Source organism: Streptomyces sp. NPDC059957, from assembly GCF_042730015.1.
GTDB lineage: Bacteria > Actinomycetota > Actinomycetes > Streptomycetales > Streptomycetaceae > Streptomyces.
Genome location: NZ_JBHWMB010000029.1, coordinates 56,091 through 77,666, shown reverse-complemented (window position 1 = coordinate 77,666; position 21,576 = coordinate 56,091). Strand labels below are relative to the sequence as shown.

The 21,576-nt window shown below is 73.3% G+C and carries 18 protein-coding genes; 8 read left to right on the top strand and 10 right to left on the bottom strand.

The genetic code is table 11. The features are described 5' to 3' along the window. Window positions 1-112: 112 nt before the first annotated feature. Window positions 113-877 (bottom strand): dienelactone hydrolase family protein, encoded by a 765-nt coding sequence (locus tag ACFWBW_RS20785; protein ID WP_385374493.1) that lies wholly within the window; start codon window positions 875-877, stop codon window positions 113-115. A 114-nt stretch (window positions 878-991) separates the two neighbouring features. On the opposite strand from ACFWBW_RS20785, the gene ACFWBW_RS20780 reads away from it, so the two are divergent. Further along, entirely contained in the window at window positions 992-2,185 is a 1,194-nt protein-coding gene (locus ACFWBW_RS20780; protein WP_385374492.1) for a cytochrome P450, read from the top strand. Window positions 2,186-2,203: 18 nt separating this feature from the next. On the opposite strand, the gene ACFWBW_RS20775 is transcribed toward ACFWBW_RS20780, so the two are convergent. Then, entirely contained in the window at window positions 2,204-2,791 is a 588-nt protein-coding gene (locus ACFWBW_RS20775) for a YdeI family protein (RefSeq protein ID WP_385374490.1), read from the bottom strand. 118 nt (window positions 2,792-2,909) lie between these two features. Here ACFWBW_RS20775 and ACFWBW_RS20770 point away from each other — a divergent pair, with 118 nt between their 5' ends. Next, on the top strand, window positions 2,910-3,260 hold the full coding sequence (locus ACFWBW_RS20770; protein ID WP_385374488.1) for a hypothetical protein: 351 nt from the start codon (window positions 2,910-2,912) through the stop codon (window positions 3,258-3,260). 100 nt (window positions 3,261-3,360) lie between these two features. On the opposite strand, the gene ACFWBW_RS20765 is transcribed toward ACFWBW_RS20770, so the two are convergent. From ACFWBW_RS20765 to ACFWBW_RS20740, 6 genes are all read right to left on the bottom strand, one after another. Next, window positions 3,361-3,546: a DUF6381 family protein gene (locus tag ACFWBW_RS20765; protein WP_385374486.1), complete on the bottom strand. Its 186-nt coding sequence runs from the start codon at window positions 3,544-3,546 to the stop codon at window positions 3,361-3,363. A 169-nt stretch (window positions 3,547-3,715) separates the two neighbouring features. Continuing rightward, window positions 3,716-4,516 carry an NPP1 family protein gene (locus ACFWBW_RS20760; RefSeq protein WP_385374484.1) on the bottom strand — a complete coding sequence of 267 codons (801 nt, stop codon included), beginning with the start codon at window positions 4,514-4,516 and terminating at the stop codon, window positions 3,716-3,718. A gap of 116 nt (window positions 4,517-4,632) precedes the next feature. Next, entirely contained in the window at window positions 4,633-5,847 is a 1,215-nt protein-coding gene (locus ACFWBW_RS20755; protein WP_385374544.1) for a serine hydrolase domain-containing protein, read from the bottom strand. Window positions 5,848-6,033: 186 nt separating this feature from the next. After that, entirely contained in the window at window positions 6,034-6,882 is an 849-nt protein-coding gene (locus ACFWBW_RS20750) for a C40 family peptidase (protein WP_385374483.1), read from the bottom strand. Window positions 6,883-7,093: 211 nt separating this feature from the next. Continuing rightward, the gene (locus tag ACFWBW_RS20745) at window positions 7,094-11,140 is read right to left on the bottom strand and encodes a helix-turn-helix domain-containing protein (protein ID WP_385374481.1); all 4,047 of its coding nucleotides are present in this window, start codon (window positions 11,138-11,140) and stop codon (window positions 7,094-7,096) included. Between the two features lie 182 nt (window positions 11,141-11,322). Then, a complete protein-coding gene (locus ACFWBW_RS20740) occupies window positions 11,323-11,694 on the bottom strand; it encodes a hypothetical protein (protein WP_266901870.1) in 372 nt (123 codons plus the stop codon). A 370-nt stretch (window positions 11,695-12,064) separates the two neighbouring features. Here ACFWBW_RS20740 and ACFWBW_RS20735 point away from each other — a divergent pair, with 370 nt between their 5' ends. Continuing rightward, window positions 12,065-13,129, top strand: a complete 1,065-nt coding sequence (locus ACFWBW_RS20735) for an AI-2E family transporter (protein ID WP_385374479.1) — start codon at window positions 12,065-12,067, stop codon at window positions 13,127-13,129. Window positions 13,130-13,218: 89 nt separating this feature from the next. On the opposite strand, the gene ACFWBW_RS20730 is transcribed toward ACFWBW_RS20735, so the two are convergent. After that, window positions 13,219-13,884, bottom strand: a complete 666-nt coding sequence (locus tag ACFWBW_RS20730; RefSeq protein WP_385374477.1) for a helix-turn-helix domain-containing protein — start codon at window positions 13,882-13,884, stop codon at window positions 13,219-13,221. Window positions 13,885-13,958: 74 nt separating this feature from the next. Here ACFWBW_RS20730 and ACFWBW_RS20725 point away from each other — a divergent pair, with 74 nt between their 5' ends. The 4 genes from ACFWBW_RS20725 (at window position 13,959) to ACFWBW_RS20710 (ending at window position 17,823) form a co-directional block, all read left to right on the top strand. Continuing rightward, the gene (locus ACFWBW_RS20725; RefSeq protein WP_385374475.1) at window positions 13,959-15,182 is read left to right on the top strand and encodes an aryl-sulfate sulfotransferase; all 1,224 of its coding nucleotides are present in this window, start codon (window positions 13,959-13,961) and stop codon (window positions 15,180-15,182) included. Further along, window positions 15,179-16,543 carry a uracil-xanthine permease family protein gene (locus tag ACFWBW_RS20720; RefSeq protein ID WP_385374473.1) on the top strand — a complete coding sequence of 455 codons (1,365 nt, stop codon included), beginning with the start codon at window positions 15,179-15,181 and terminating at the stop codon, window positions 16,541-16,543. Before ACFWBW_RS20725 ends, ACFWBW_RS20720 begins: the two co-directional genes overlap by 4 nt. Window positions 16,544-16,621: 78 nt before the next feature. Next, complete coding sequence (locus ACFWBW_RS20715) at window positions 16,622-17,512, top strand: hypothetical protein (protein ID WP_385374471.1); 891 nt, start codon at window positions 16,622-16,624, stop codon at window positions 17,510-17,512. Window positions 17,513-17,571: 59 nt separating this feature from the next. After that, entirely contained in the window at window positions 17,572-17,823 is a 252-nt protein-coding gene (locus ACFWBW_RS20710; RefSeq protein ID WP_385374469.1) for a hypothetical protein, read from the top strand. Window positions 17,824-17,900: 77 nt separating this feature from the next. Here ACFWBW_RS20710 and ACFWBW_RS20705 read toward each other — a convergent pair whose 3' ends face one another. Continuing rightward, window positions 17,901-18,521 carry an L-threonylcarbamoyladenylate synthase gene (locus tag ACFWBW_RS20705; protein ID WP_385374468.1) on the bottom strand — a complete coding sequence of 207 codons (621 nt, stop codon included), beginning with the start codon at window positions 18,519-18,521 and terminating at the stop codon, window positions 17,901-17,903. Between the two features lie 400 nt (window positions 18,522-18,921). Here ACFWBW_RS20705 and ACFWBW_RS20700 point away from each other — a divergent pair, with 400 nt between their 5' ends. Continuing rightward, on the top strand, window positions 18,922-21,390 hold the full coding sequence (locus ACFWBW_RS20700; protein WP_385374466.1) for a YfhO family protein: 2,469 nt from the start codon (window positions 18,922-18,924) through the stop codon (window positions 21,388-21,390). Window positions 21,391-21,576 lie beyond the last annotated feature (186 nt).

Here is a 21,576-nt window from a genome sequence, read left to right as displayed (position 1 = left end):
TTCGCCCCCCGTCCTGCCCGGTTCGGGTGACCTGGCCCTGTGGGGCCCACGCCCACTTGGACCCACACCCACGTGAAACCGCGGCCCCGGCACGACCCCGGCCCCCCGCGTCTCAGAATGTCCGGTCCAGCAGCGCGAACAGCGCGGACCAGTGCCGCTCGTCCGAGGCCGCGTCGTAGAAGTTCGTGTCGGCCAGGGTGTAGCCGTGCGCCGCGCCCTCGTAGACCTCGGCCCGGTGGCGGACGCCCGCCGCCGAGAGGGTCTTCTCCAGCCGGTCGATCTCCTCGGCCGGCAGTGTCGGGTCCTGGTCCGCGTGGCCGAAGTACAGCTCGGCGGTGACCCGGTGCGCCACCAGGTGGGGGCTGTCCGCCGCGTCCGTGGCCAGGAACCCGCCGTGGAAGCCGGCCGCGGCGGCCACCCGCTGCGGGTACGTTCCCGCCGTGAGCAGGGCCAGCCGGGCGCCCAGGCAGTACCCCACGATCGCCACCGGCCCGGCGGCGACCTCCGGGAGGTCCGCGAGCCGCTCCAGATAGGCCTCGGCGTCGCGCATCGACAGCTCGGCGGTCAGCGATGCGAGGACCGGGCCGACCCGTTCGAAGAGCTCCGACTGCCTGCCGAAGTCCACGAACTCCGGAAGCTCGAACACCGGTGCGCGCCCGTGGCGGTAGAAGAGGTTGGGCATCAGGACGACGTAGCCGGCCGCCGCGATCCGGTCCGCCACCGACTTGATGTGCGGGCGGATCCCCAGGGCGTTCACGTACAGCAGTACCCCGGGGTACGTGCCCGCGCCGTCGGGCCGGACCAGATAGGCATCGGCGGTGCCGTCCCGAGTGACGACGTCCACCGTCGTTCGGACTACCTCGCATGCGGTCGTCATGGCCGTCCCCCTCTTTCGTATGGAAGGCCGCAGACTACCGTGATCGGGCTCTTGCCCCGGAGTGTCCGGAAACCGCCCTCACCCGTCCCCCAACTGGGGGCGTACCGTGGTCCGATGCCAGTAGTGGACATCAGTGCCGGCGCGGAAGAGTTCGATGCCGACCCGTACGCGTTCTACGAGAGGATGCGCGCGGCGGGGCCCGTCCACGAGATCCTCCTCACCGCGGACGAGGCCGAGCCGAGCTGGATGATCGTCGGGCACGAGGAAGCGCGCCGCGCCCTCAACCACCCGGCCCTGTCCAAGGACTGGCGCACCTCGGGCCATTTCCCGGACGCCCAGGCCGGTGCGATGAGCTCCAACATGCTGGAATCCGACCCCCCGCACCACACCCGGCTGCGGCGCCTGGTCGCACGGGAGTTCACCGCACGGCGGATGGAGGGCATGCGGACGCGCGTCCAGCAGATCACCGACGGGCTGCTCGACGCGATGGCCGCCCGGCCGGAGCGCGGCGGGGACCTGATCGACTCGCTGGCCTTCCCGCTCCCGATGACGGTCATCTGCGAGCTGCTCGGTGTCCCCGACCTGGACCGGGCCCGGTTCCGGTACTGGTCCAACGAGATCGTCACGCCCACCTCGGCAGCCTCGAACGCCGATGCGTACCGGGCGCTGGGGATCTATCTCGCCGAGCTCATCGAGGCCAAGTCCAAGGAGCCCGGCGAGGACCTGCTCAGCGCGCTGATCCGAACCAGCGACGAGGACGGCGACTCCCTGTCCCGCGACGAGGTCATCGGGATGGCCTTCCTGCTGCTGGTCGCGGGCCACGAGACCACCGTCAACCTCATCTCCAACGGCGTACGGGCCCTGCTCGCCCACCCGGAACAACTGGCCGCACTGCGCGGGGACCTCGACGGCCTCCTCGACGGGGCGGTCGAGGAGATGCTCCGCTACGACGGCCCCGTGCAGCACACCACGTTCCGCTACGCGCGCGAGTCCCTGGACGTGGGCGGCGCCACGATCCCGGCCGGGGCCACCGTGCTCGTCTCCCTGTCCGGCGCCGACCGCGACCCCGCCCGCTTCGCGGACCCCGCCGTGTTCGACATCAGCCGCGCCCCGCAGGGCCACCTGGCCTTCGGCCACGGGATCCACTTCTGCATCGGTGCCCCGCTGGCGCGCTTGGAGGGCCGCATCGCGATCCGTTCCCTGCTCGAACGCTTCCCCGACCTGGCCGAGGACCCGGAGGCCGGCCCGCCGGCCTGGCTGCCGGGCAGCCTGATGCACGGGGTGAGCCGCCTCCCGCTCCGCTGGTAGCACCGGCGGGTCGGGAGCTCAGCCGGCGGCGCCCCGCGCCAGGAGGCGTACGGCCTGCTCCAGGCGGGCCCGCCGGGTCTCCGGGGTGAGGGCCTGGAGGAGGGGCAGGACGACGAGGTAGCGCCCGGTCCGGTCCAGGGCCTCGAAGGCCGCCCGGGCCACCGGGTTCTGCGCCAGGGCCGCGGTCACGTCGGCCGGCACCTCCGCCGTCCGCTGGGAGGCGTAGGCCCCCGCCCAGCGGCCGCCGTCCTCCTGCGCCTTGCGCACCTCGGTGAGGCCCGGTTCGCGCATGCGCCCCAGGGCCGTCAGTTCGGTCACCTTGTCGACATTGACCTGCGACCACAGGCTCCGGGGCCTGCGGGGCACGTACTTCTGCAGGTAGTACCGCTCGTCCAGGGACCGGCGCTGCCCGGAGATCCAGCCGTAGCACAGCCCGATGTCGACCAGCTCGTCCGCGGTGACCGAAGCGATCCCGGAGGCCTTCTTCGCCAGCTTGACCCACACGCCCTCGTGCCGGGTGTGGTGCCCGGCCAGCCAGTCCTCGAAGGCCCGGCCATCGGCGAACGCGATGACTGCGACGCCGCCCAGCTCGTCCAGCTCGTCCATGCGGGCCAGATTAGTGCCCGCACCCCGGAGCGGAGCGGGTGCCCGGCTGCGGGATAATGATCGCCGGTGCGGGCCCGGTTCGCGCCGGACAGCGCAGCGACCCGAGATGGAGCCCCCGATGGACGTACGCCACTTCGAGCGGATCACCGCCTTCATCGAGGCGCGGCTCACCCCGCTCTTCGCCGAGGAGACGGGCAGCGAGAACGGCTTCGGGATGGACGACACCTCCCGCGCCCTGCGCGCACTGCGCAACGCCGCCCTGGAGGCCTCGGTGGCCAAGGGGCTCATCGCACAGCGGGAGACGGCCGAGCCGGCCGTCCGCCGGGTCATCGACCAGTCGGTGGAGCACCACTGGGACGTGCTGCGCGGCATCGCCCGCCAGTGGGAGGACCACGCCGACTTCGCCCGCGAGTTCAAGCGCCACGCGTGGGAGCTCGACGAGGCCCCCGCGGCGGCCGTGGCCCCGTAGCCCGAGAGCCCTGTGGCCCCGTTGCCCGAGAGCCTCGGAGTCCGGGAGCCCCGCAGCACGGTGACCCCGTAGCCCGGCCGCCGGAAGCGGCCGGCCGGGACTACCGCAGGTCCATGCCCGGGTCGTCGATGACGCGCTCCTGCTCGCTCTGCTCGCGCAGGCGGCGGGCCTTGTCCCGCAGTCGGCGGCTCTCGTCGGGGTCGGACGAGCGGGTCGCCGCATCGTCGAGTTCCTGCGCCTTGTCGCGCAGCTGCCGGGACCGGCCGTGGGACTCGCCTGCACTCATGATCACTCCTGGGCGCTGTGGGGGGACGCCGGGCGGCTTTCAGCGAACCAGCAGTACACCCGGAGCGCATCTCGAACCGCACCCGTGGTGACGTACGGTCACCACCAGCGCCAGCGTGGTGGCCGTTGCGGGGGTCGCGGCGTCACGGGAGCCGCGGGCGGTACGGCCGTCACGCGTTGGGGTCGAAGGGGATCCCGGCCGGTTTGGCCTTGGCCAGGTGGCCGTTGAACTGGCCGTCCTTGATCCCGAGCAGGGCACTGCCGAAATCGGCCTGGCTCAGCTTGTCACGCAGCCCCGCGGGGTAGCCGTTCCAGCCGACCAGCGTGGGGTACTGCCAGGTCCCCTTGTGGTTCTCCGGCGGCTCGTCGTTGGAGTTCGCGGCCCGGAAGCAGTGCGTGCTCCAGCCGTCCTTGTGGTAGACGATCTTCGGGTGGGTGCCGTCGAAGCGGATCTGCGAGGCGGCGTGCACCTTGAAGTTCCCGTGCTCCGACGTGGAGACGTAGCCGACCTGGTTGTTCTGGATCCACACCACGACGTGCTCCCAGTCGTGCCGGTGTCCGGCGCTGCCGGGGCCGAGCGAGACCTGGTCCTTCTCGAAGTAGAGCGCGTACATGACGGCGCACCAGCCGTTGTTGCACTTCGCGCGGGAGTAGCCGTTGGTGTTGTTCAGGTCGGAGAGGTCACGGCATTGGCCGTTGACGTCGCCGCCCATCTTCAGGCCTCCGTTGATGGTGCCGTCCGGACCGATGGCAGGGCTGGAGTAGCAGCCGTCGCGGTCGTAGTCGTAGGCCGGCTGGAAGGTCTGCTCCAGCCCATCGGCGTTGGCGGGCAGGGCCGGGGGCGGAGCCGCGTACGCGACCCCCGGTACGGCGAGGACCAGTGTCGCGGCCCCCGCCGTGGCGGCGAGCATCCTGCGGGCCCGGCGGCCCGGCCCCCTGCGGGAACGCTTCACGGACGGTGCGTCGGGCATCGTGTCCTCCTCATCGGTCACACGGACAACATCCGTGTGGGAATGCGGAGTTCAGCTTTCCCGGCTCCCGCCCCCAGGCCAAGGGGCGGGAGCCTCCCGGTGTCCGGGAATCGCCGTCAGCGGTTCTCGGGGAGGTCCGCCTCCGCCGCGGCCGGGGCGAAGGCGAAACCGCGCGCGGTGGCCGGACCGGCGGCCGGCGCCTTCCCGCAGAAGGCGGCCTCCAGCGTGCCGCCGAGGGCGGTGTTGGCCTGGCCCCGGTTGGAGGTGTTGGCCATGGCGGAGAGGGAGCGCTTGCCGTCCCGGGTGGTGAACGCGTAGGTGTAGAAGCCCTGCACCGTGCCCGTGTGCCCGTAGACCTGCGCACCGCACGAGAGGTCGTAGCGGCGCAGGCCCAGCCCGTAGAACCGGGTGTTCGTGGCGTCGGTCGGCGTCACGGTGAGCATGGCGTCCAGCGTGCCGGGGCGCAGCAGCTTCCCGCCGAGCAGGGAGGACATGAAGGTGCTGAGGTCGGCCGCACTGGAGATCATCGCGCCCGCGGACTGTGCCCAGGAGACGGTCTGTTCGGTGGAGTCGACCAGCGGGGCGCCGGCCTCGTCCGGGTGCAGGTAGCCGTTGGCGTGCAGGCCCTTGATGGCCGTGCCGGGGTGGACGTAGGAGGTGTGCTTCAGCTTGAGGGGCTTGATGATGCGCCGCTCGTACTCCTTGGCCACCGGCTTTCCGGTGGCCTTCTCGATGAGCATCCCCACCACGACGAAGTTGGTGTTCGAGTACTTGTACGCCACCCCGGGCTCGGTGGTCCTCGGCTCGGCGAGCGAGAGGCCCACGAGCTCCTTGTAGGTGAACACCTTGTTCCGGACGGCCTCGAAGCCGGGCACGGTGTGCTCGAACATGGCGTTCGTGTAGTCCGCCAGGCCGCTCCGGTGGGTGAGCAGGTGGCGCACCGTGATCCGGTCGTCGGGCAGCAGGCCCGGAAGGTAGGAGTTGACCGACCGGTCCAGCTCGATCCGCCCCTCGTCGACCAGTTGGAGGAGGACGACCGAGGAGAACGTCTTGGTGACGCTGCCGATGCGGAAGCGGGCCCGCGTGTCCATCGCCGCGCCCGTGCTCCGGTCCCGTACGCCCTCGACACGGGACCGGACGCCGTCCGGACCGGTGAAGCGGGCCATCGCGCCGGGAGCTCCGGCCGCCGTCGTATTGCGCAGCGCCTGCGTCAGAGCCTCGAGATCAGGCGCGGCGGCCGGCTGGACGGGGGCCTGGGCGGCGGAGCCGGGCGCGGTCGCCGCGTGGGCGGCGGTGGCGGGCAGCGTGCCTCCGGCCACGACGGCGAGCAGGGCGGCACCGACGGCCAGGCGCCGTGAGCGGGGGAGCGCCGGCAGGAAGGCCCGGGAGGACGGGGACGACAGGGACGACAGGGACGACAGGGGCGACTGGGACGCGGACGGGCGCACGTTTCTCCTCGGATGGGCCGGGTCGGCCGGCTTGGGGGGTTTGTAGATCGTTTCCGACCTTACGGATGATCAACGGCAAGTGGGGACGTTTTCCAGCCAAGCCGCCCCACGGACGTAAATGTTCGTCATCCACGCCCGGTAGTCCGGAAGGTAGGACCAGACGTCATTGGTGTAGCCGTCCGAGGTCACCGACTCCGCGTGTTTCTGGCACTCGACGCGGATGGTCGTGGGACCGGGGAAGGCGTAGACGCGCGGGGCCGCCGTGGACGGCCGCTCCTTGGTCCAGACGCCGGTGCCCCAGGTCTGGAACACGTGCCCGGTGACCGGCCCGGTGTCCACGCGGACCGCCCCGTAATAGCCGTTCGACAGCCGGGCGTCGGTGACCTCACTGACCATCAGCTTGGTGCCCGACTGCCGGGCCTCCGCCATCTTGCCCGCCCCGAGGTAGAGGGCGATGTGGTGCAGGTCCCGGGAGGTTCCCCACACCAGCAGGTCGCCGGGGAGCAGCGGCGCGAGCCCCTGGGCGGCGGTGAAGCGCGCGGCCGCGCGGTGCGTGTAGTACTGCGCACTGGCCACCCCGTCGAGCGGGTCCGAGCCGGTGGCCTGCGCATAGGCGTAGCGGACCAGTCCCGAACAGTCGAAGCCGAGCCGTTCGGGATCGTGCTCGCTCGCCGGATCGGTGGGGTCCACCTGCCCGTACGTGGCACCGGGCACCGGGCCGTGACCACCGCCCCAGGTGTACCAGACCCCCTTTCCCACCTGTTCGCAGGCGGCGGCGACGGCGCGTTCGGCCGCCGGGGACGCCCCGGGGGCCAGGACCCGGCAACCGCTGTCGGCGGCCGCCGGGTCGGCGGGGGTGCAGAGGAGTACGGCCAGGAGCGCGAGGAGCGTTCCGATCAGACCTGTTCGGCGCAGCACGGCGGGAGACCTCGATTCACGCGGCGGGGCGGGACTGAAGCACGGCGACCCGTACGGCACTTGGCCGCCGGCGCCGCATCCGTGGACCAGCCTGTCGGCGCCGGCCGCGCCCCGTCGAGGGCCGAACGCGGCACCACCCGAACAGGCAACGGGAAACCCCGGAGGAAACCCCGGACGGCTCAGCAACCGCGGCGCCGGGCAGCCGCGCCGCTCAGCAGCCGCGCCGCGGAGCCCGTACGGGCAGACCGGGCACCAGGGCCTGCCGCTCCCGCGGTCCCAGGCGGCCCACCGTCCGGCAGATGTCCGCCAGCCGGGCGCCGGGATCCGGGTTCCACAGCCGTACGGTGCCGTCGTTGCTGCTGCTCGCCAGGGTCCGCCCGTCGGGGGAGAAGACGACCCCCCACACCGCGTTGGTGTGGCCCGACAGCGCCGCCCGGAGCCGGTGCCCGGCCACGTCCCACAGCCGCACCGTACGGTCGTTTCCGCTGCTCGCCAGGATCGTCCCGTCGGGGGAGAAGGCGATCCCGCGCGCCGAACCGGTGTGCCCGGTCAGCACCGCGGTGACGCGCCGCTGCTCCGCGTCCCACAGCCGTACGGTGCCGTCGTTGCCGCTGCTCGCCAGGGTCCGCCCGTCCGGACCGAACGCGACGGCCCGTACCGCTCCCGCGTGCCCGCTGAGCGCGGCGAGCGGACGCCGCCCGGCCACGTCCCAGAGCCGGACGGTCAGATCGTCCCCGGCGCTGGCCAGGGTCCGCCCGTCGGGGCTGAAGACGACGTCGTTGGCGAAGTCGGTGTGCCCGATGAGGGTGGCGAGCGGACTGCGCGCGGCGGTGTCCCACAGCCGAACGGTGCCGTCCGCTCCGGCCGAGGCGAGGGTGCGGCCGTCGGGGGCGAACGCCACCGAGAACACGGTCCCGGTGTGTCCCGTGAGGGTGGCGAGAGGGGCGCGCGTGGTGGTGCCCCCAAGGCGTGTGGTGTCCCAGAGGCGTGTGGTGTCCCAGAGGTGCACGGTGCCGTCGGCTCCCGCCGAGGCGAGGGTGCGGCCGTCGGGAGCGAACGCCACCGAGAACACCGTCTCGGCATGCCCCGCGAAAGTGGCCAGAACCCGCCGTCCGGCCACGTCCCACACCAACACCGTGTGATCGGCGTCGGCCGTGGCGAGGAGTCTCCCGTCGGGGCTGTACGCGGCGCGCCACACCTCCGTGAACGGGCGTGCCGTCAGCACCGGCCCCCGCAGGTCCCAGAGCACGACGGACTGGTCGAACGCGGCGGTGGCGAGCACCGATCCCGCCGGATCCACGGAGACGGCGAGCACGTAGTCGGTGTGCCCGGCGAGCGTGGCCGTGAGCCGGGCGCCCCGGACGTCCCACAGACGGGTGGTGCCGTCGCCGCCCCCGCTGATGACGGTGGTGCCGTCCGGCGTGTAGGCCACGGAGTTGACGTCGTCGCTGTGCCCGGCCAGCGTCGCGGTCGCGCGCCGCCCTCCGACGTCCCACAGCCGCACCGTACGGTCGACCCCGCCGGTGGCGACCGTACGGCCGTCCGGCGCGAAGGCCGCGCCCAGTACTTCCCCGGTGTGCCCCTCCAGGACGCCGGCCGGCTCCGCCCGCCGGGTGTCCCACAGGCGTACGGTCCCGTCGGCGCCGGCCGATACGAGGCTCCGGCCGTCCGGGGCGTAGGCCAGGGTGTTGACCCGCGCGGTGTGCCCGGTCAGGACGCCGCGCTCCCGGTGCTCCCCGGCCGGATCCAGCAGCTGGATGGTCCCGTCGGCGGCTGCGACGGCGAGGGTGCCACCGTCGGGGGCGAAGGCCACCGCCCGGGCGCCCGCCGTACTCGGGGGCAGCGCGGACACGGCACCGCCGCCGCCCGCTCCGACCGGCCAGAGCCGGACCGGGCCGTCGGTGGAACCGGCGGCCAGGGTCCGCCCGTCGGGGCTGAAGGCGACCGTGCGCACCCGGCCGGGCGCCGTGAAGGCGGCGACCGTGCTCCGGTCGGCCACCCGCCGCAGCAGCACCTTCCCGTCGGAGCCGGCGGTCGCCAGGGTCCGCCCGTCGGGCGCGAAGGCCACCGCGTTGACGGGCCCGCCGTGCCCGCCGAGCCGCGCCAGGAAGGGTTGCGACTGGGTGCTGAGCAGGGCGCCGCGCGCCTCGGGCGTCGCTTCGGCCCGGTAGGCCTCCTCTGCGAGCAGCATGGAGGCCTCGGGCTGTCCGGCCGCCAGGGACAGCGACCGGGCGGCCAGCGCCTGGGACCGGGCGGTCCGCTCCTGGCCGAGCGCCCCCGCGCGCTGCTGGTAGGCCACCCCGCCGGCGGTCAGCGCCAGCAGGAGCAGGACGACGAGCGTGGCCAGCATCCGCTGGTGCAGCCGGACCCGGAGCCGGTCCTGACGCCGGCGGGCCTCCTCCGCGGCCCGGCTCGCGTCGAGGAAGGCCGCTTCCCCGGGGCCCAGCCGGCTGCGGCCGTCCAGCTCCTCGGCCCAGGCGCGGGCGGTGGCGAGGCGGCTGCCGCGGTAGAGCACGGAGGGGTCGCGGGCCTCGCGCACCCATTCGTCGGCGGCCTGGGCGAGTTGCTGGTGGACGAGCAGTCCGGCCCGGTCGGCGTGGATCCAGCCGCGCAGCCGGGGCCAGGCGTGCAGCAGGGCCTCGTGGGTGATCTCCACGGTCTCGCTGCCCGCGCTGATCAGCCGGGCCCGGACGAAGGCGTCGAGGGCGGCGGCGGCCCGCACGGTGTCCGCCTGACCCTCCAGCAGGGCGGTGCGGCTCATCCGGCGCCGGGTCGGCCCCGTACCGTCGGCGATGTGCACCAGCCGGACGAGGAGCCGGCGCACCATCCGCTGCTCGGCCGGGTACAGGCGGGCGTACACCTGCTCGGCACTGCGCGCGACGGCGCCCTGGATGCCGCCGGCGTACTCGTACCCCGCGACGGTCAGGGTGGATCCCTCGCGCCGCTGCCAGGTGGCCATCAGCGCGTGGGACATCAGGGGCAGCGCGCTGGAGGGAGCCTCGCCCGGCCGGGCGTCCGGACCGCCGCCGGAGCGCGCCACGGGATCCCCGGCGCCGGGGTCCGCCACACCGGGGTCCGCCACACCGGTGTCCCCCGCGCCGGTGCCCCGTACGCCCGCGTCCCGCAGCAGCAGCGGCACCAGCCCCGGTTCCAGTACGAGCCCGGCGAGCTCCGCCGGGCGCGTGATCGACTCCCGCAACTCCGCCACGGACATCGGGGGCAGGACGAACAGTCCGTCGCTGAACACGGCGGCCAGCTCCGGCAGTTCCAGGCACTGCCCGGAGAAGTCGGCGCGCACGCCGAGCACGACGACGGCCGGGTCGTACCCCGGGGTGCCGCCCGGCGCCCCCGGGGAAGCCGACAGGGCGAGGAGCACCCGTACGAAGCTGCGGCGCTCCTCCTCGTCGGAGCAGAGGGTGAACAGCTCCTCGAACTGATCGACCAGCAGCACCGGCCGTACGGTCGGCAGCCGCCGCCCCTCGGCGTCGGGCAGGAGGCCCACGCCGTGCCGCAGCCGGTGGACGGATTCGAGCAGCAGTTCCGGGCGGGCGGCCAACTGCTCCGGGTTGACGCCGAGATCGCCCCCCACCGCCTTGACGGTGGCTTCGAGCAGTTCCCGCAACGGATGCGCGGTGGGGGTGAACCTGACGACCGGCCAGCCGTCGGACCCCGCCATCGGGAAGCCGCCGCGCCGCAGGGCCGGTACCAGACCCGCGCTGAGCAGGGAGGACTTGCCCGCGCCCGAGCGGGCGACGAGGAGCAGCGGGCCGTGCCCGAGCCGGTCGTGGACCCCCTCGACGAGGGCGGCCGTGGCACGCTCCCGGCCGAAGAACCACTGCGCGTCCTGTGGGGTGAACGCCGACAGGCCGCGGTAGGGGCAGGCTCCGTCCGACTGCGGAACGCGCTGGTGGGGCGGACCGGGCGCGGCGGGAGTGCCGGGAGTGCCGTGTGTAGCGGGAGCACCCGGAGGGCCGGGCCGACCGGCCTGCTCGGCGCGGGGCCCGGGACCCTCGCTCTCCGGTACCAGCCGCAGCAGTTCGCCCTCGGCCGCGAGGGCCCGGTCGCAGCTGCGCGCGACATCGAGGGTGACCGGCTTCGCACCGGTCTCGATCTTGCTGAGATAGCCCTTGCTGTAGTGCGTCTGGCGGGCCAGGTCGCCCAGCGACAGGCCGCGCTGCACGCGCAGCCTTCGCAATTGGGCGGGAAAGGCCGCCGCGGTCCCGCTCGCGCGGTCCGGATCCCCCAAGACGTCCCCCATGGCAATGTGCGCCCAGGCTGTGAGAGGCAGGTGCCCAGGCTAGCGCGGGGGTCGGAGGGCCGACCGGCCATTCGTGCGGTGTGGCGTGAAACAGCGGCGTTCCGGAGCCCGGTCGGGGGCCGGACTCCGGAACGTCCTCGCGAGTGGCGTAGAGGTGTACGGGCGTACCGGCCCGCGAACCGCTAGCGGTTGAGGGTGATCGAGTTGATCGGCCCGAGGTCGGCGTAGACCCCGGTGCCCTGGGCGATGGGGTTGCCGCAGTTGACCCCGTTGGAGCCGGCGCACAGGCGTGCGGTGGCGCCGCCGTACTGGTTGTTGAGGACCCAGTGGTTGCCGTACTGGTTGGTCAGGTTGTGGGCCCCGTAGCTGTAGAAGACGTGGCTCGGGCTGACGGCGGGGTTCTGGTTCTGCGGGTAGATGCAGACCGCCCCGTCCGGGCATCCGGCCCACGTGTCGGCCGGCTGGGCGCCGGACGCCCCGGCGGCTCCGCTCAGTGCGACGACGGCGGCCGCGGCGGTGGCGAACGCGGCGGCGCCGCGGATCATCTTGCGCATGGTGTCCCCTCGGGTCTTGCTCCGTGCTGACACCAAGAGCCTGTCCCCGCCGGGCACCGGGGTCGACGGGTTTCCCGTCGCCCGTCGGCGGCCCGCACCGGGAAACCCCCTGTGACCGGCGAACTCCCCGAACGAGGGGCAACGCCCGTGTCTGCCCCTTCGGCCCAGCGCGGATGAGGCCTTCGGGCGAACGCGCTGCGCGGCGTACGGGGAGGCCGCCGCCGGGGTGATAGCCCGAGGGGACCAACACACCCCGGAGGTGCGGCCGCACATGACCAGGCGACTCGTGATGCGGCCCGCCCGGAGGCTCCCGCCCGGAGCCCGCCCCCGCGGCGAAGGCGGGACCGGCCGGGCCCGTATCCCGGCACGCATGACCGCCGCGGCCGCACGGGTGGCGGCCCCGGTGGCCCCGGTGCTGCGGACCGCGGCCGGATACGCCTGGCGGCTCCTGGTCGTCGGAGCGGCGGCGTACGCGGTCTTCGCCGTCCTGGGACGGTTCCACGAGATTTCCGTGGCGCTGTTCCTGGGCCTGGTGGCGGCGGCCATGCTGCGCCCGCCGGCCGGCCTGCTGGCCCGGGTGATGCCCCGCGGGCTCGCCGTGGCCTGCGCGCTGATCGGCAGCCTGATCGTGGTGCTCGGCGCCCTCGCGCTGGTCGGCGAGGCCGTCGCGGGGGAGTGGCCCACGCTGGTGCGGGAGTTCAAGGCCGGGCTGGCCCGGATCCAGAGCTGGCTCCAGGGTCCGCCGTTCCGGCTCGACTTGCACGCCCTGAGCGATGTCCAGTCGAAGATCGGCACCTACTTCGCCGGCCACCGCTCGACCCTGCTGAGCACGGCACTGGACGGGGCCGGACGGGTCGTGGCGGTGTTCACCGTGGTGGCCCTGGCACTGTTCTGCTCGGTCTTCTTCATCCACTCGGGCGACCGGCAGTGGAACTGGTTCTGCGGCCAGCTGCCGGAAGGCGTACGGGACCGGGTGGCCGCGGCCGGCCGGGCCGCGTGGCGGACCTTCACGGGCTACTCCCACGGCATCGTGATCGTGGCCGCGACGAACGCCGTCCTCGTGGGCATCGCGCTCTCCCTCCTCGGCGTCCCGCTGGCCGTCCCGCTCGCCCTGCTGGAGTTCGTCGCCGCGTTCGTCCCGCTCATCGGCTCACCGGTGGCCCTCGGCGTGGCCGCCGTCGTCGCCCTCGCCGCCAAGGGGCCGCTCGTGGCGGGGCTCGTGGTCGCGCTCATCGTGGTCATCGGCCAGATCGAGGGGCACTTGCTGCACCCCCTCGTCATGAGCCGGGCGGTACGGCTGCACCCGATGGTGGTCGCCCTGTCCGTCGTCGCGGGAGCCATCGCCGCCGGGATCGTGGGGGCGGTGGTGGCCGTCCCGCTGGTCTCGGTGGCCTGGGCCGTCCACCAGTCCTTGCGCGCCACCCGCATGAACTGACCCTTCGCGGCACGCGCACGCACCGACCTTGCGCGGTACCCGTGCGTACGGCGGCCTCCGGTCACCACCGAGGGATCAGCCCAAGGGGATCAGCCCCGGGGGTCCACCACGGCCTCGACGTGGTCGGCGACGGCGACCAGCAGCACCCGCGTGCCCGCCTCCAGCGCCCGCCAGCGGTGCTCCACCCCGCCGGTCAGGTACAGCGTGTCACCGCGGCCCAGGCGGTGGGTCCGCCCGTCCACCTCCACCTCGGCCGAGCCGTCGGCGACGTACATCAGCTCGTCGTTGCGGTGCCGGAACGCGCGATCGGCGTCGTGGTCCCCGGTGAACTCCAGTGCGTGCATCTGGTGCTGGCCGCGTACGAGCGGCCGTACCCGGGCCGTCGGATCGGGCCCGGAATCCAGCCCGGATCCGACCTCGGAACCGAGCCCCGCGTCCAGCCCCGGATCGGCGTCGGCCCGCACGATGTCCACCCGGCGCGGGGTCTCCCCGGCGGCCAGCAGCTGCACGGCCGTGGTGTCCAGGGCGTCGGCCACCCGCTGGAGCGAACGCATGCTGGGCCGGGCCCGGTCGTTCTCGATCTGGCTGAGGAAGGGCGAGGACAGCCCGCTGCGCGCGGCCACCTCGGCGAGGGTGAGGTCCAGGGCCCTGCGCCGTCTGCGGATGCCCGCACCGATCCTCCGCTCGGAGGTCTCGTCTTCCACCTGGCCGCCCACCCCGCACCCCGCTCGTCGTTCGCCGCCGCTGACGATCATCTTCCCGCACCTCGCCGCGGGCTTCGCACTCCCTTCACAGTGCCGCAACAATGCACCGCTAACTTCAAAGGAGATTGCTCGCATCAAACAAAGTTTCACTCGCCGTCGACGATCGCCGCCACCTCGTGGCCCGCCCGGCCCCGCCCCACCAGCAGGAGGACACCCGCATGCCCCCGGTCGACCAGAACTTCCGCCGCCGCCGCGGCACCGGTCTCATCGCCCTCGACCCCGCCGCCTCGGAAGGCGGGTACACCCTCTACGCCCCGCTCACCGGTACCGGCGAGGTCTACCTGATCGACATCCACGGCGAGGTGGTCCACGAGTGGCGGCTGCCCTACCGCCCCGGCCGGCACGCCCGGATCCTCGACAACGGGAACCTGGCCTACAGCGGCGTGCTCCCCGGCGAGGAGGCCCTCTTCCCGATGTGGCACAAGTACCGCGGCGGCGTGATGCTGGAAGCCGCCCCGGACGGCACCGTCCTGCGCGAACACCGCGATCCGCTCCAGCACCACGACGCCCACCACCTCGGCGGCGGCCGCGTCCTCTACACCGCGCTCGAACCCCTGCGGGGCGCGGACGCGGCGGGCGTGCTCGGCGGAGTGCCCGGCTCGGAGGCCGCGGACGGCACGGTATGGGCCGACACCATCACCGAGGTCGACGCCGACGGCTCCGTACGCTGGTCGTGGAGCGCGGCAGAACACCTAGACCGGGCCGAGTACGCCCTGCACCCCGACTACGCGCGCGAGCACTGGCCGCTCATCAATAGCGTCGTCCCGCTCGCCGACGGGAACGTCCTCGCCAGCCTGCGCAGCGTCTCGGCCGTGGTCGTCATCAGCCGGGAGACCGGCGAGATCCTCTGGCGCACCGAGCCCGGAACCGTCTCGCAGCAGCACGCCCCCACCGAACTCGCCGACGGCCGGGTGCTGGTGTTCGACAACGGCGTCTTCCGGCCCGGATCGGACGTCCCCTACTCCCGCGTCATCGAGATCGAGCGCTCCTCCGGCAAGGTCGTCTGGGAGTACCACGACCCCGCCCGCGAGGCCTTCTTCGCCCCGTTCATGGGCAGCGCCCAGCGCCTCGCCGGCGGCAACACCCTCGTCACCGACTCCCCGTCGGGCCGCCTCTTCGAGGTGACCCCCGAGGGCTACCTCTGCTGGGAGTACGTCGTTCCCCACTTCGGCGCCTACCAGGAGTCCGAGGTCCGCGGCCTGTTCCCGTCCGAACCCAACGCGGTCTTCCGCGCCTACCGGTACACCGCCGAAGAGCTCCCCTGGCTGGACAGAGAGGCCGCCCGATGAGCACCACCTCCACGAAGCGCGCGGCGGCGGGCCCCGTCAGCCCGGTGGACGAGCGGCTGCCGCTGCGCCGGCTGGCCCCGCTCTCCGCACAGCACGTACTGGCCATGGTGGCCGCGCCCGTCTCCACCACGTTCCTGACCGGCCAGGCCCTCGGCCTCGGCGCCGCCCACACCGCCTCCCTGCTCAGCGCCACCCTCGTGCTCTGCGGCGCCGGCACCCTGCTCCAGTCCCTCGGGATCTGGCGGTTCGGGGCCCGGCTGCCGTTCGTCATGCTCCCCGGCGGGGCGGCCACCGCGCTCTTCCTCCAGATAGCCAAGGACCACGGCCCCGCCACCGCGACCGGCTCGGTGCTCCTCGCCGCCGCCCTGCTCTTCGCCGTACTGCCCTTCTACGCCAAGGTCGTACGGCTCTTCCCGCCCCTGGTCATGGGCGTCACCGTGCTGCTCATCGGGATCGCCATGATCCGGGTCGCCGCCCAGCTGGTCACCGGCCGCCCCGGGAGCCCCGGGTACGCCGCACCCTCGGCGGTGGTGCTGGCCGGCGCGACCATCGCCGCCACCGTGCTCTTCCTCATGGTGCTGCGCGGGATCTGGCGGCAGACCGCCGTGCTCCTCGGCATGGGCGCGGGCACCCTCGTCGCGCTCACGACCGGCCTCGGCCACCTCGCGCCCGTGGGCGGAGCCGGCGGGGGCCTGACCCTCCCGCACCTCCTCCCGTACGGCGCACCGCAGTTCGACGTGCTCGCCGCACTGCCCCTCCTCGTCTTCAGCCTCACCACCCTCGCGGAGATCACCGGGCAGACCGTGCTGAACAGCGAGACCGTCGGGCGCGAGAGCGACCCCGGACGCGATGTGCCCCGGGTGGCCAGGGCCGACGCCCTGATCTCGGTGTTCGGCGGACTGTTCGGCACCTCGCTGATGGTCACCAGCGCCGAGAACATCGGCATCGGGCGGCTGACCGGGGTCCGCAGCCGCTTCGTGACCGCCGGGGCGGGAGTGCTGCTCATCGCAGTCGGCCTGCTGGCACCCGTTTCCCGGCTGCTGGCCGCGATCCCCGCGCCCGTCGTCGGCGGATCCGCCCTGGTGATCTACGGGATCATCGCGGTCATGGGCGTCGACATGCTCGGGCGGACCGCAAGCGGCACCGGCGGCGGTTCCACCGTGATCGCGCTGGCCCTCACCGCCGGACTGCTGCCGGTGGTGGCCCCCGACCTCTACCAGGGGTTCCCCACCTGGGCCCGGACGGTCCTCGGCAGCGGGGTGGTGGCGGGCACGCTCGCCGCGGTCCTGCTCCACGCGCTCTTCCGCGCGTTCGGGGCCGGCGAGCCGCCGTCCGCGCGGAGGGCCGACCCGGCGGACTGACGGCGGCGATCCGCCGGGCCCGCGGCTATCCTCGCGCGGCGAAGGCGGGTACAACTGCTGTGCGAAGAGGGGGAGCCGATGCTGCGCGATGTGCGCGAGTGGTTCGACGGCGCGGCCGACGGGGAGATACGGGCACTCGAAGAGGTGCCCGGCATCGATCCGGAACGGCTGCGGGAACTGTGGTGTGCCGAACCGGAGCTGATGCTCCGCCTCGACCGCCTGCACACGGCCGCGCAGCGGGCCTTCGTACGGCGTACGAGGGCGGCGGTCACCGAGGACCTGCTCCGGGCCCTGCGCGCCGTTGCCCAGGGGGCCGACGTGGCCCGGCTGGAGACGGCGGTCGCGCTGGCCGCAACGCGGCTGGGGGCCGATACGGCCACCGCCGCGGCGCGCGGCCTCAACACCGGCCTGACGTGCGGGATCGTGGTCAGCCCGGTGATCCTGGTCGTGGTCTTCGCGCTGGGGGCGTGGGTGCCCGGGATCTTCGGAGTGGAGCTCGGCTGCCAGTCGCGACTGGCCCTGGCAGGAGCCCTGGTGTGCTTCGCGGGCGGTGCGATGGGCGCGGTCTTCAGCGTGATCGTCCGACTGCGCGATCCCCGGCAGCTCATCCGCGACAGTCCGGGCGGGGCGGGCCCGGACACGGATCCGGTCCAGCTGTGCCGGGCCCTGCGCCAAGAGGGCTGGTACCGGGTGGTGGTGGGGTGGTTCCTGGCGACCGCGCTCTACCTCCTCGTCGCCGGCGGGATCCTCACCGTCCTCACCCCGCCGGCCGCCGCGGCCGAACTGTGCGAGACCGGCCCGTTCCCCGGCGCCGAGCACGGGGCCCTGGCCAAGACCTGGTTCTTCTGGGGAGCCATCGGCTTCCTCGCGGGCCTGAACGAACGCTGGGCGCGCGGCCTGCTGCGCCACCCCTCGGCACCCGTGGACGAGGCGACCGGGCCGGGGGAGGGCACGCGGCGCACCCCCTAGGCCCTGGTGCACCGCCGTGCCGGACGGCATGATCCGCGGGATCCGGTTAGCGTCGGGGCATGAGTACCGAACCGCAGACCTTCGAGATCCTGCTGGTGCCCGAGCACGTGGTGGAGGGGTCGCCCGACGACGCCATCCGCTCGGCCGTCGTCGCAGCGACCGGCCAGAACGGCGCCTCCGGCTACCCCCGCTACTCGGGTGACGGGATGGTGGCCGACATCGATCCCCGCACCCGAACGGTGGAAGCACTCCTCGTGGACGGCTCCGAGCTCGACTACGGCCTCAAGCCCGTCCTGTACCCGCCCGCCTGACACGTAGTACGCCCGCCCGCCGACCGTACGGCGGGCGGGCGTACGCCACCGCTCCTCGAACCGCACGCCTGCCGCGGCTACTCGAAGCGGGTGGTGTCCCCCGCACCCCGCCGGACGATCTCGGCCTCGCCGCTGGAGAAGTCGATGACCGTCGTCGGCAGCGTCCCGCACTCGCCGGAGTCGACGACCATGTCCACGACGTGGTCGAGCCGGTCCTTGATCTCCCACCCCTGAGTCATCGGCTCCGCCTCGTCGGGCAGGAGCAGCGTGCTCGACAGCAGCGGCTCGCCGAGCTCGGCCAGCAGGGCCTGCACCACGACGTGGTCGGGGATGCGCACGCCCACCGTCTTCTTCTTCGGGTGCTGGAGCTGGCGCGGGACCTCCTTCGTCGCCGGGAGGATGAAGGTGTAACTGCCGGGGGTGGACGCCTTGATCGCGCGGAAGACGTCGTTGTCGATGATGACGAACTGGCCGAGCTGCGCGAAGTTCTCGCACACCAGGGTGAAGTGGTGGCGGTCGTCGAGCTGCCGGATGGACCGGATCCGGTCCACACCGTCACGGTTGCCCAGCTGGGCGCCCAGCGCGTAGCAGGAGTCCGTCGGATAGGCGACGAGCCCTCCCGCGCGGATGCCGTCGGCGATGCCGCTGATGGCGCGGGGCTGGGGGTTTTCGGGGTGTACGTCGAAGTACTTTGCCATCCGCAGAGCCTACGGGATCCGGTGGTTCCGGCACCCGAGGCGGGCGGGCCCCGGGCACGCCCCGAGGGCTCCCGGAGCCCCCTCCGGGGAGGGGCGCCACACGAGAAATGGCCGGTTGTCCATTTTCCATGCGGTTGAGACCGGACATTCTCGTCGTCGCGATCGTATTCGTTGCGCCGGGTGCGTTGTTTTTCCGGCGGTGTGCATAGGGTGCGTGAATCGGCGGCTTGCCCGTCGCCGATTAGTCGCGCACAAGGGTTTGTCACACATGACCGCCACTTCACTCCCGCCCGTCGAAATGCCCCTCGCCGCGGGAGAAAGCGGAGGGGCTGCGTCCCAGGTGGGCGGGGTCAAGTGGAATATCGCATTCATTTCTGCTCTCGTGGCCGCGCTCATATCCATGGCGGCCTACAGTTCCGGTCTGGCCGTGCGTGGTGTCTACCCTTTCGGGTCCGTTCCGCGCGCCACCAACGACCTGCGCCACCAATATGTTCCGTTCCACACCCGCCTCTGGGACCTCCTGCACGGCAACGCCCAGGGAGATCTGCTCTTCAACTGGCAGAGCGGGTACGGTGTCGGATTTCTCGGCGACTTCTTCACCTATCTCACCAACCCGTTCTCCCTGCTGACCGGCCTCCTGCCCCGCCAGCAGGCGGAGCTCTCCGTCTACCTCGTCAGCCTCTGCAGCATGGGCCTCGCCGCAGCGCTAATGACCGTGTACCTGGGACGGCTGCGCCCCGGCTCGCCCTGGTTGCGCGCCCTGCTCTCCGTCGGCTACGCCGTCTGCGGCTGGGGAGTCGCCGAGGGCACCGTTGTGCCGATGTGGACCTGGGGCCTGGTCGCGATACCGATGCTCGGGATAGCCGCCGACTGGTGTCTGGCCGGCCGCCGCTGGGTCCTCGGCAGCCTCCTCGTCGCCCTGTGCTGGTTCGCCAACTTCTACACCGCCGCCATGGCCACCGCGGCCACCGCGCTCGTGTTCCTCGTACGGCTCCTGCTCGCCGACATGGACCGGCGCGCCCGCGGCCGGGCGCTGTGGCGGGCCGCCACCATGACCGGCACCGGACTGCTCCTCGCCGCCCCAGCCGTCCTGGTGTGCGCCTTCGCCAACCGGCGGGCCCAGCCCACCGAGCTGTACGTGGTCGGCGTGGACACCGATCCACTGACCTTCCTCTCGATGCTCATACCGGGCACCCATCCCGTCCGCGTAGCCACGCCGAACGTCTACGCCGGGGTGCTCGTCCTCCTCCTCGTCCTGACCCTGCCCTTCCAGTCGAAGGTGCGCGGCCGTGAACGCCTCGCCTGGTTCTCGCTCATGCTGCTGACCGGCGTCTCCTTCGTCCTCACCCCCACCGCCGAGCTCTGGCAGGGCGGGGCCCTCCCGCACGGCGCCCCCTTCCGCGAGTCCTTCGTGCTCAGCGGCATGATGACGATGGCCGCCTGGATCTGCCTGGCCCACATGCCCCGGCCCCGGGCCCTGCTCGGCGGGGCCGGCCTGCTGGCCCTCCTCGTTGCCGTCACCTACGACCTCCCGCCGGTCAACGAGCACGCCCTCACCGGGGTCCTGACCGGCGGCGCCGTCACCACCGCCCTGCTGCTGTTCTACGCGCGCGGGCTGCGCCGCCCCGCCCGCATCGGCGTCATGCTGCTGCTGGCCGTCTCGGTCTTCGCCGGCACCGTGTACTGCGTCTACGGCGACTCCGTCGCCAACGACCCCCGCCGGCGCGGCCCCGTACGCGCCCAGACCATGACCGAGCGCGGCAAGAACGTGCACCAGGCCCTGTCCGCGCACGAGAACTGGCCCGCCACCCGCGCCGACGCCGGGTCCGGCCTCTTCGTCACCAACAACGACGCGATGCTGGTCGGCGGCCAGGGCGGCGCCTACTACAGCAGCTACGTGAGCGTGGAGACCGCGCGCGGACTGCGCGGCCTCGGCCTCGGCCAGGCCATGGGCGGCCGCCACCTGTGGCCCGCGGACGACCCGGTGCTGCGGGCCCTGCTCGGCATCGGCACCGTCCTCGAACCGGTCGGCGAGACCGGCGTCACCGTCCGCACCCTGCCCGCCCCGCCCCTGGTCACCCTCCGCGCACCCGGCAGCGACCAGGCCCACGGGGCTCCCGAGGGCTCCGTCTGGGCCCGTCGCCAGGCCGCCCTCGGCGCCAGGATCTACACGGTGCCCACGCTCGCCCACGCCGGTGGGAAGGCCGCACCCGCACCGGCGGCCGGGCCGGGCTTCGCCCTGACCAAGGCCAGGGGCGACGGCCCGGAGAACTGGACCGTGTTCACCGGGCGGTGCACCCCGGGGGCCCGCGCCTTCCTCCACGCACCGGACCTGTACGCGACCGCCCGCGCCGAGGACACCGGCCGGCTCGCGGAACTCGTCGGCAGGCCGCCCGTGGTCAGTGCTCCGGTCAAGGAACTGGGCACGGCGGGGGCAGACGGCCGCTTCACCTTCTCCCTGCGCACTCCGAAGGACGGCCAGGTCCTGCCGACCGGCGCGCTCGGCTGTCTGGACCAGGCCGCCTTCGACGCGGCCGTGGCCGGGCTGAAGGCCGGCGGAGCCACCCACGTCACGGTCGGAGGACACCGCGTCGAGGCCCGGCTCCCCAAGGGCTCGACCGGCACGGCGGTGCTCGCCACCACGGCGTCCCCCGGCTGGAGCTGCTCGGTGGACGGAGGACCGGCCCGCGCCCCGGACTCGTACCAGGGCCTGATCGGAGTCCCCCTGGGATCCGGCGGCGCCGGCCGACTGGAGTGCTCGTACGCCCCCGAGGGGCTCCGCACGGGCCTGGCCGGCACCGGCGCCGGCCTGCTGCTCATCGCGGCTGTCCTGGCCGGCACGCGCCGGCGCGCCGCCCGCAGAGCCTGAGGTGCGGGGATCGGGCGTCCGAATCCGCACCGGCATGGGCATGGGCATGGGCGTGGGCATCGGATGGGCGGCCGGGGGGGCGGGCACCAAAAAGCGGCCTCCCCCCCCCCCCCCCCCATCCCCCCCCCCCCCTCTCCCCCCCCCCCCCCCCCCCCCCCCCTCCCCCCGCGGGGGCCCTCCCCAAAA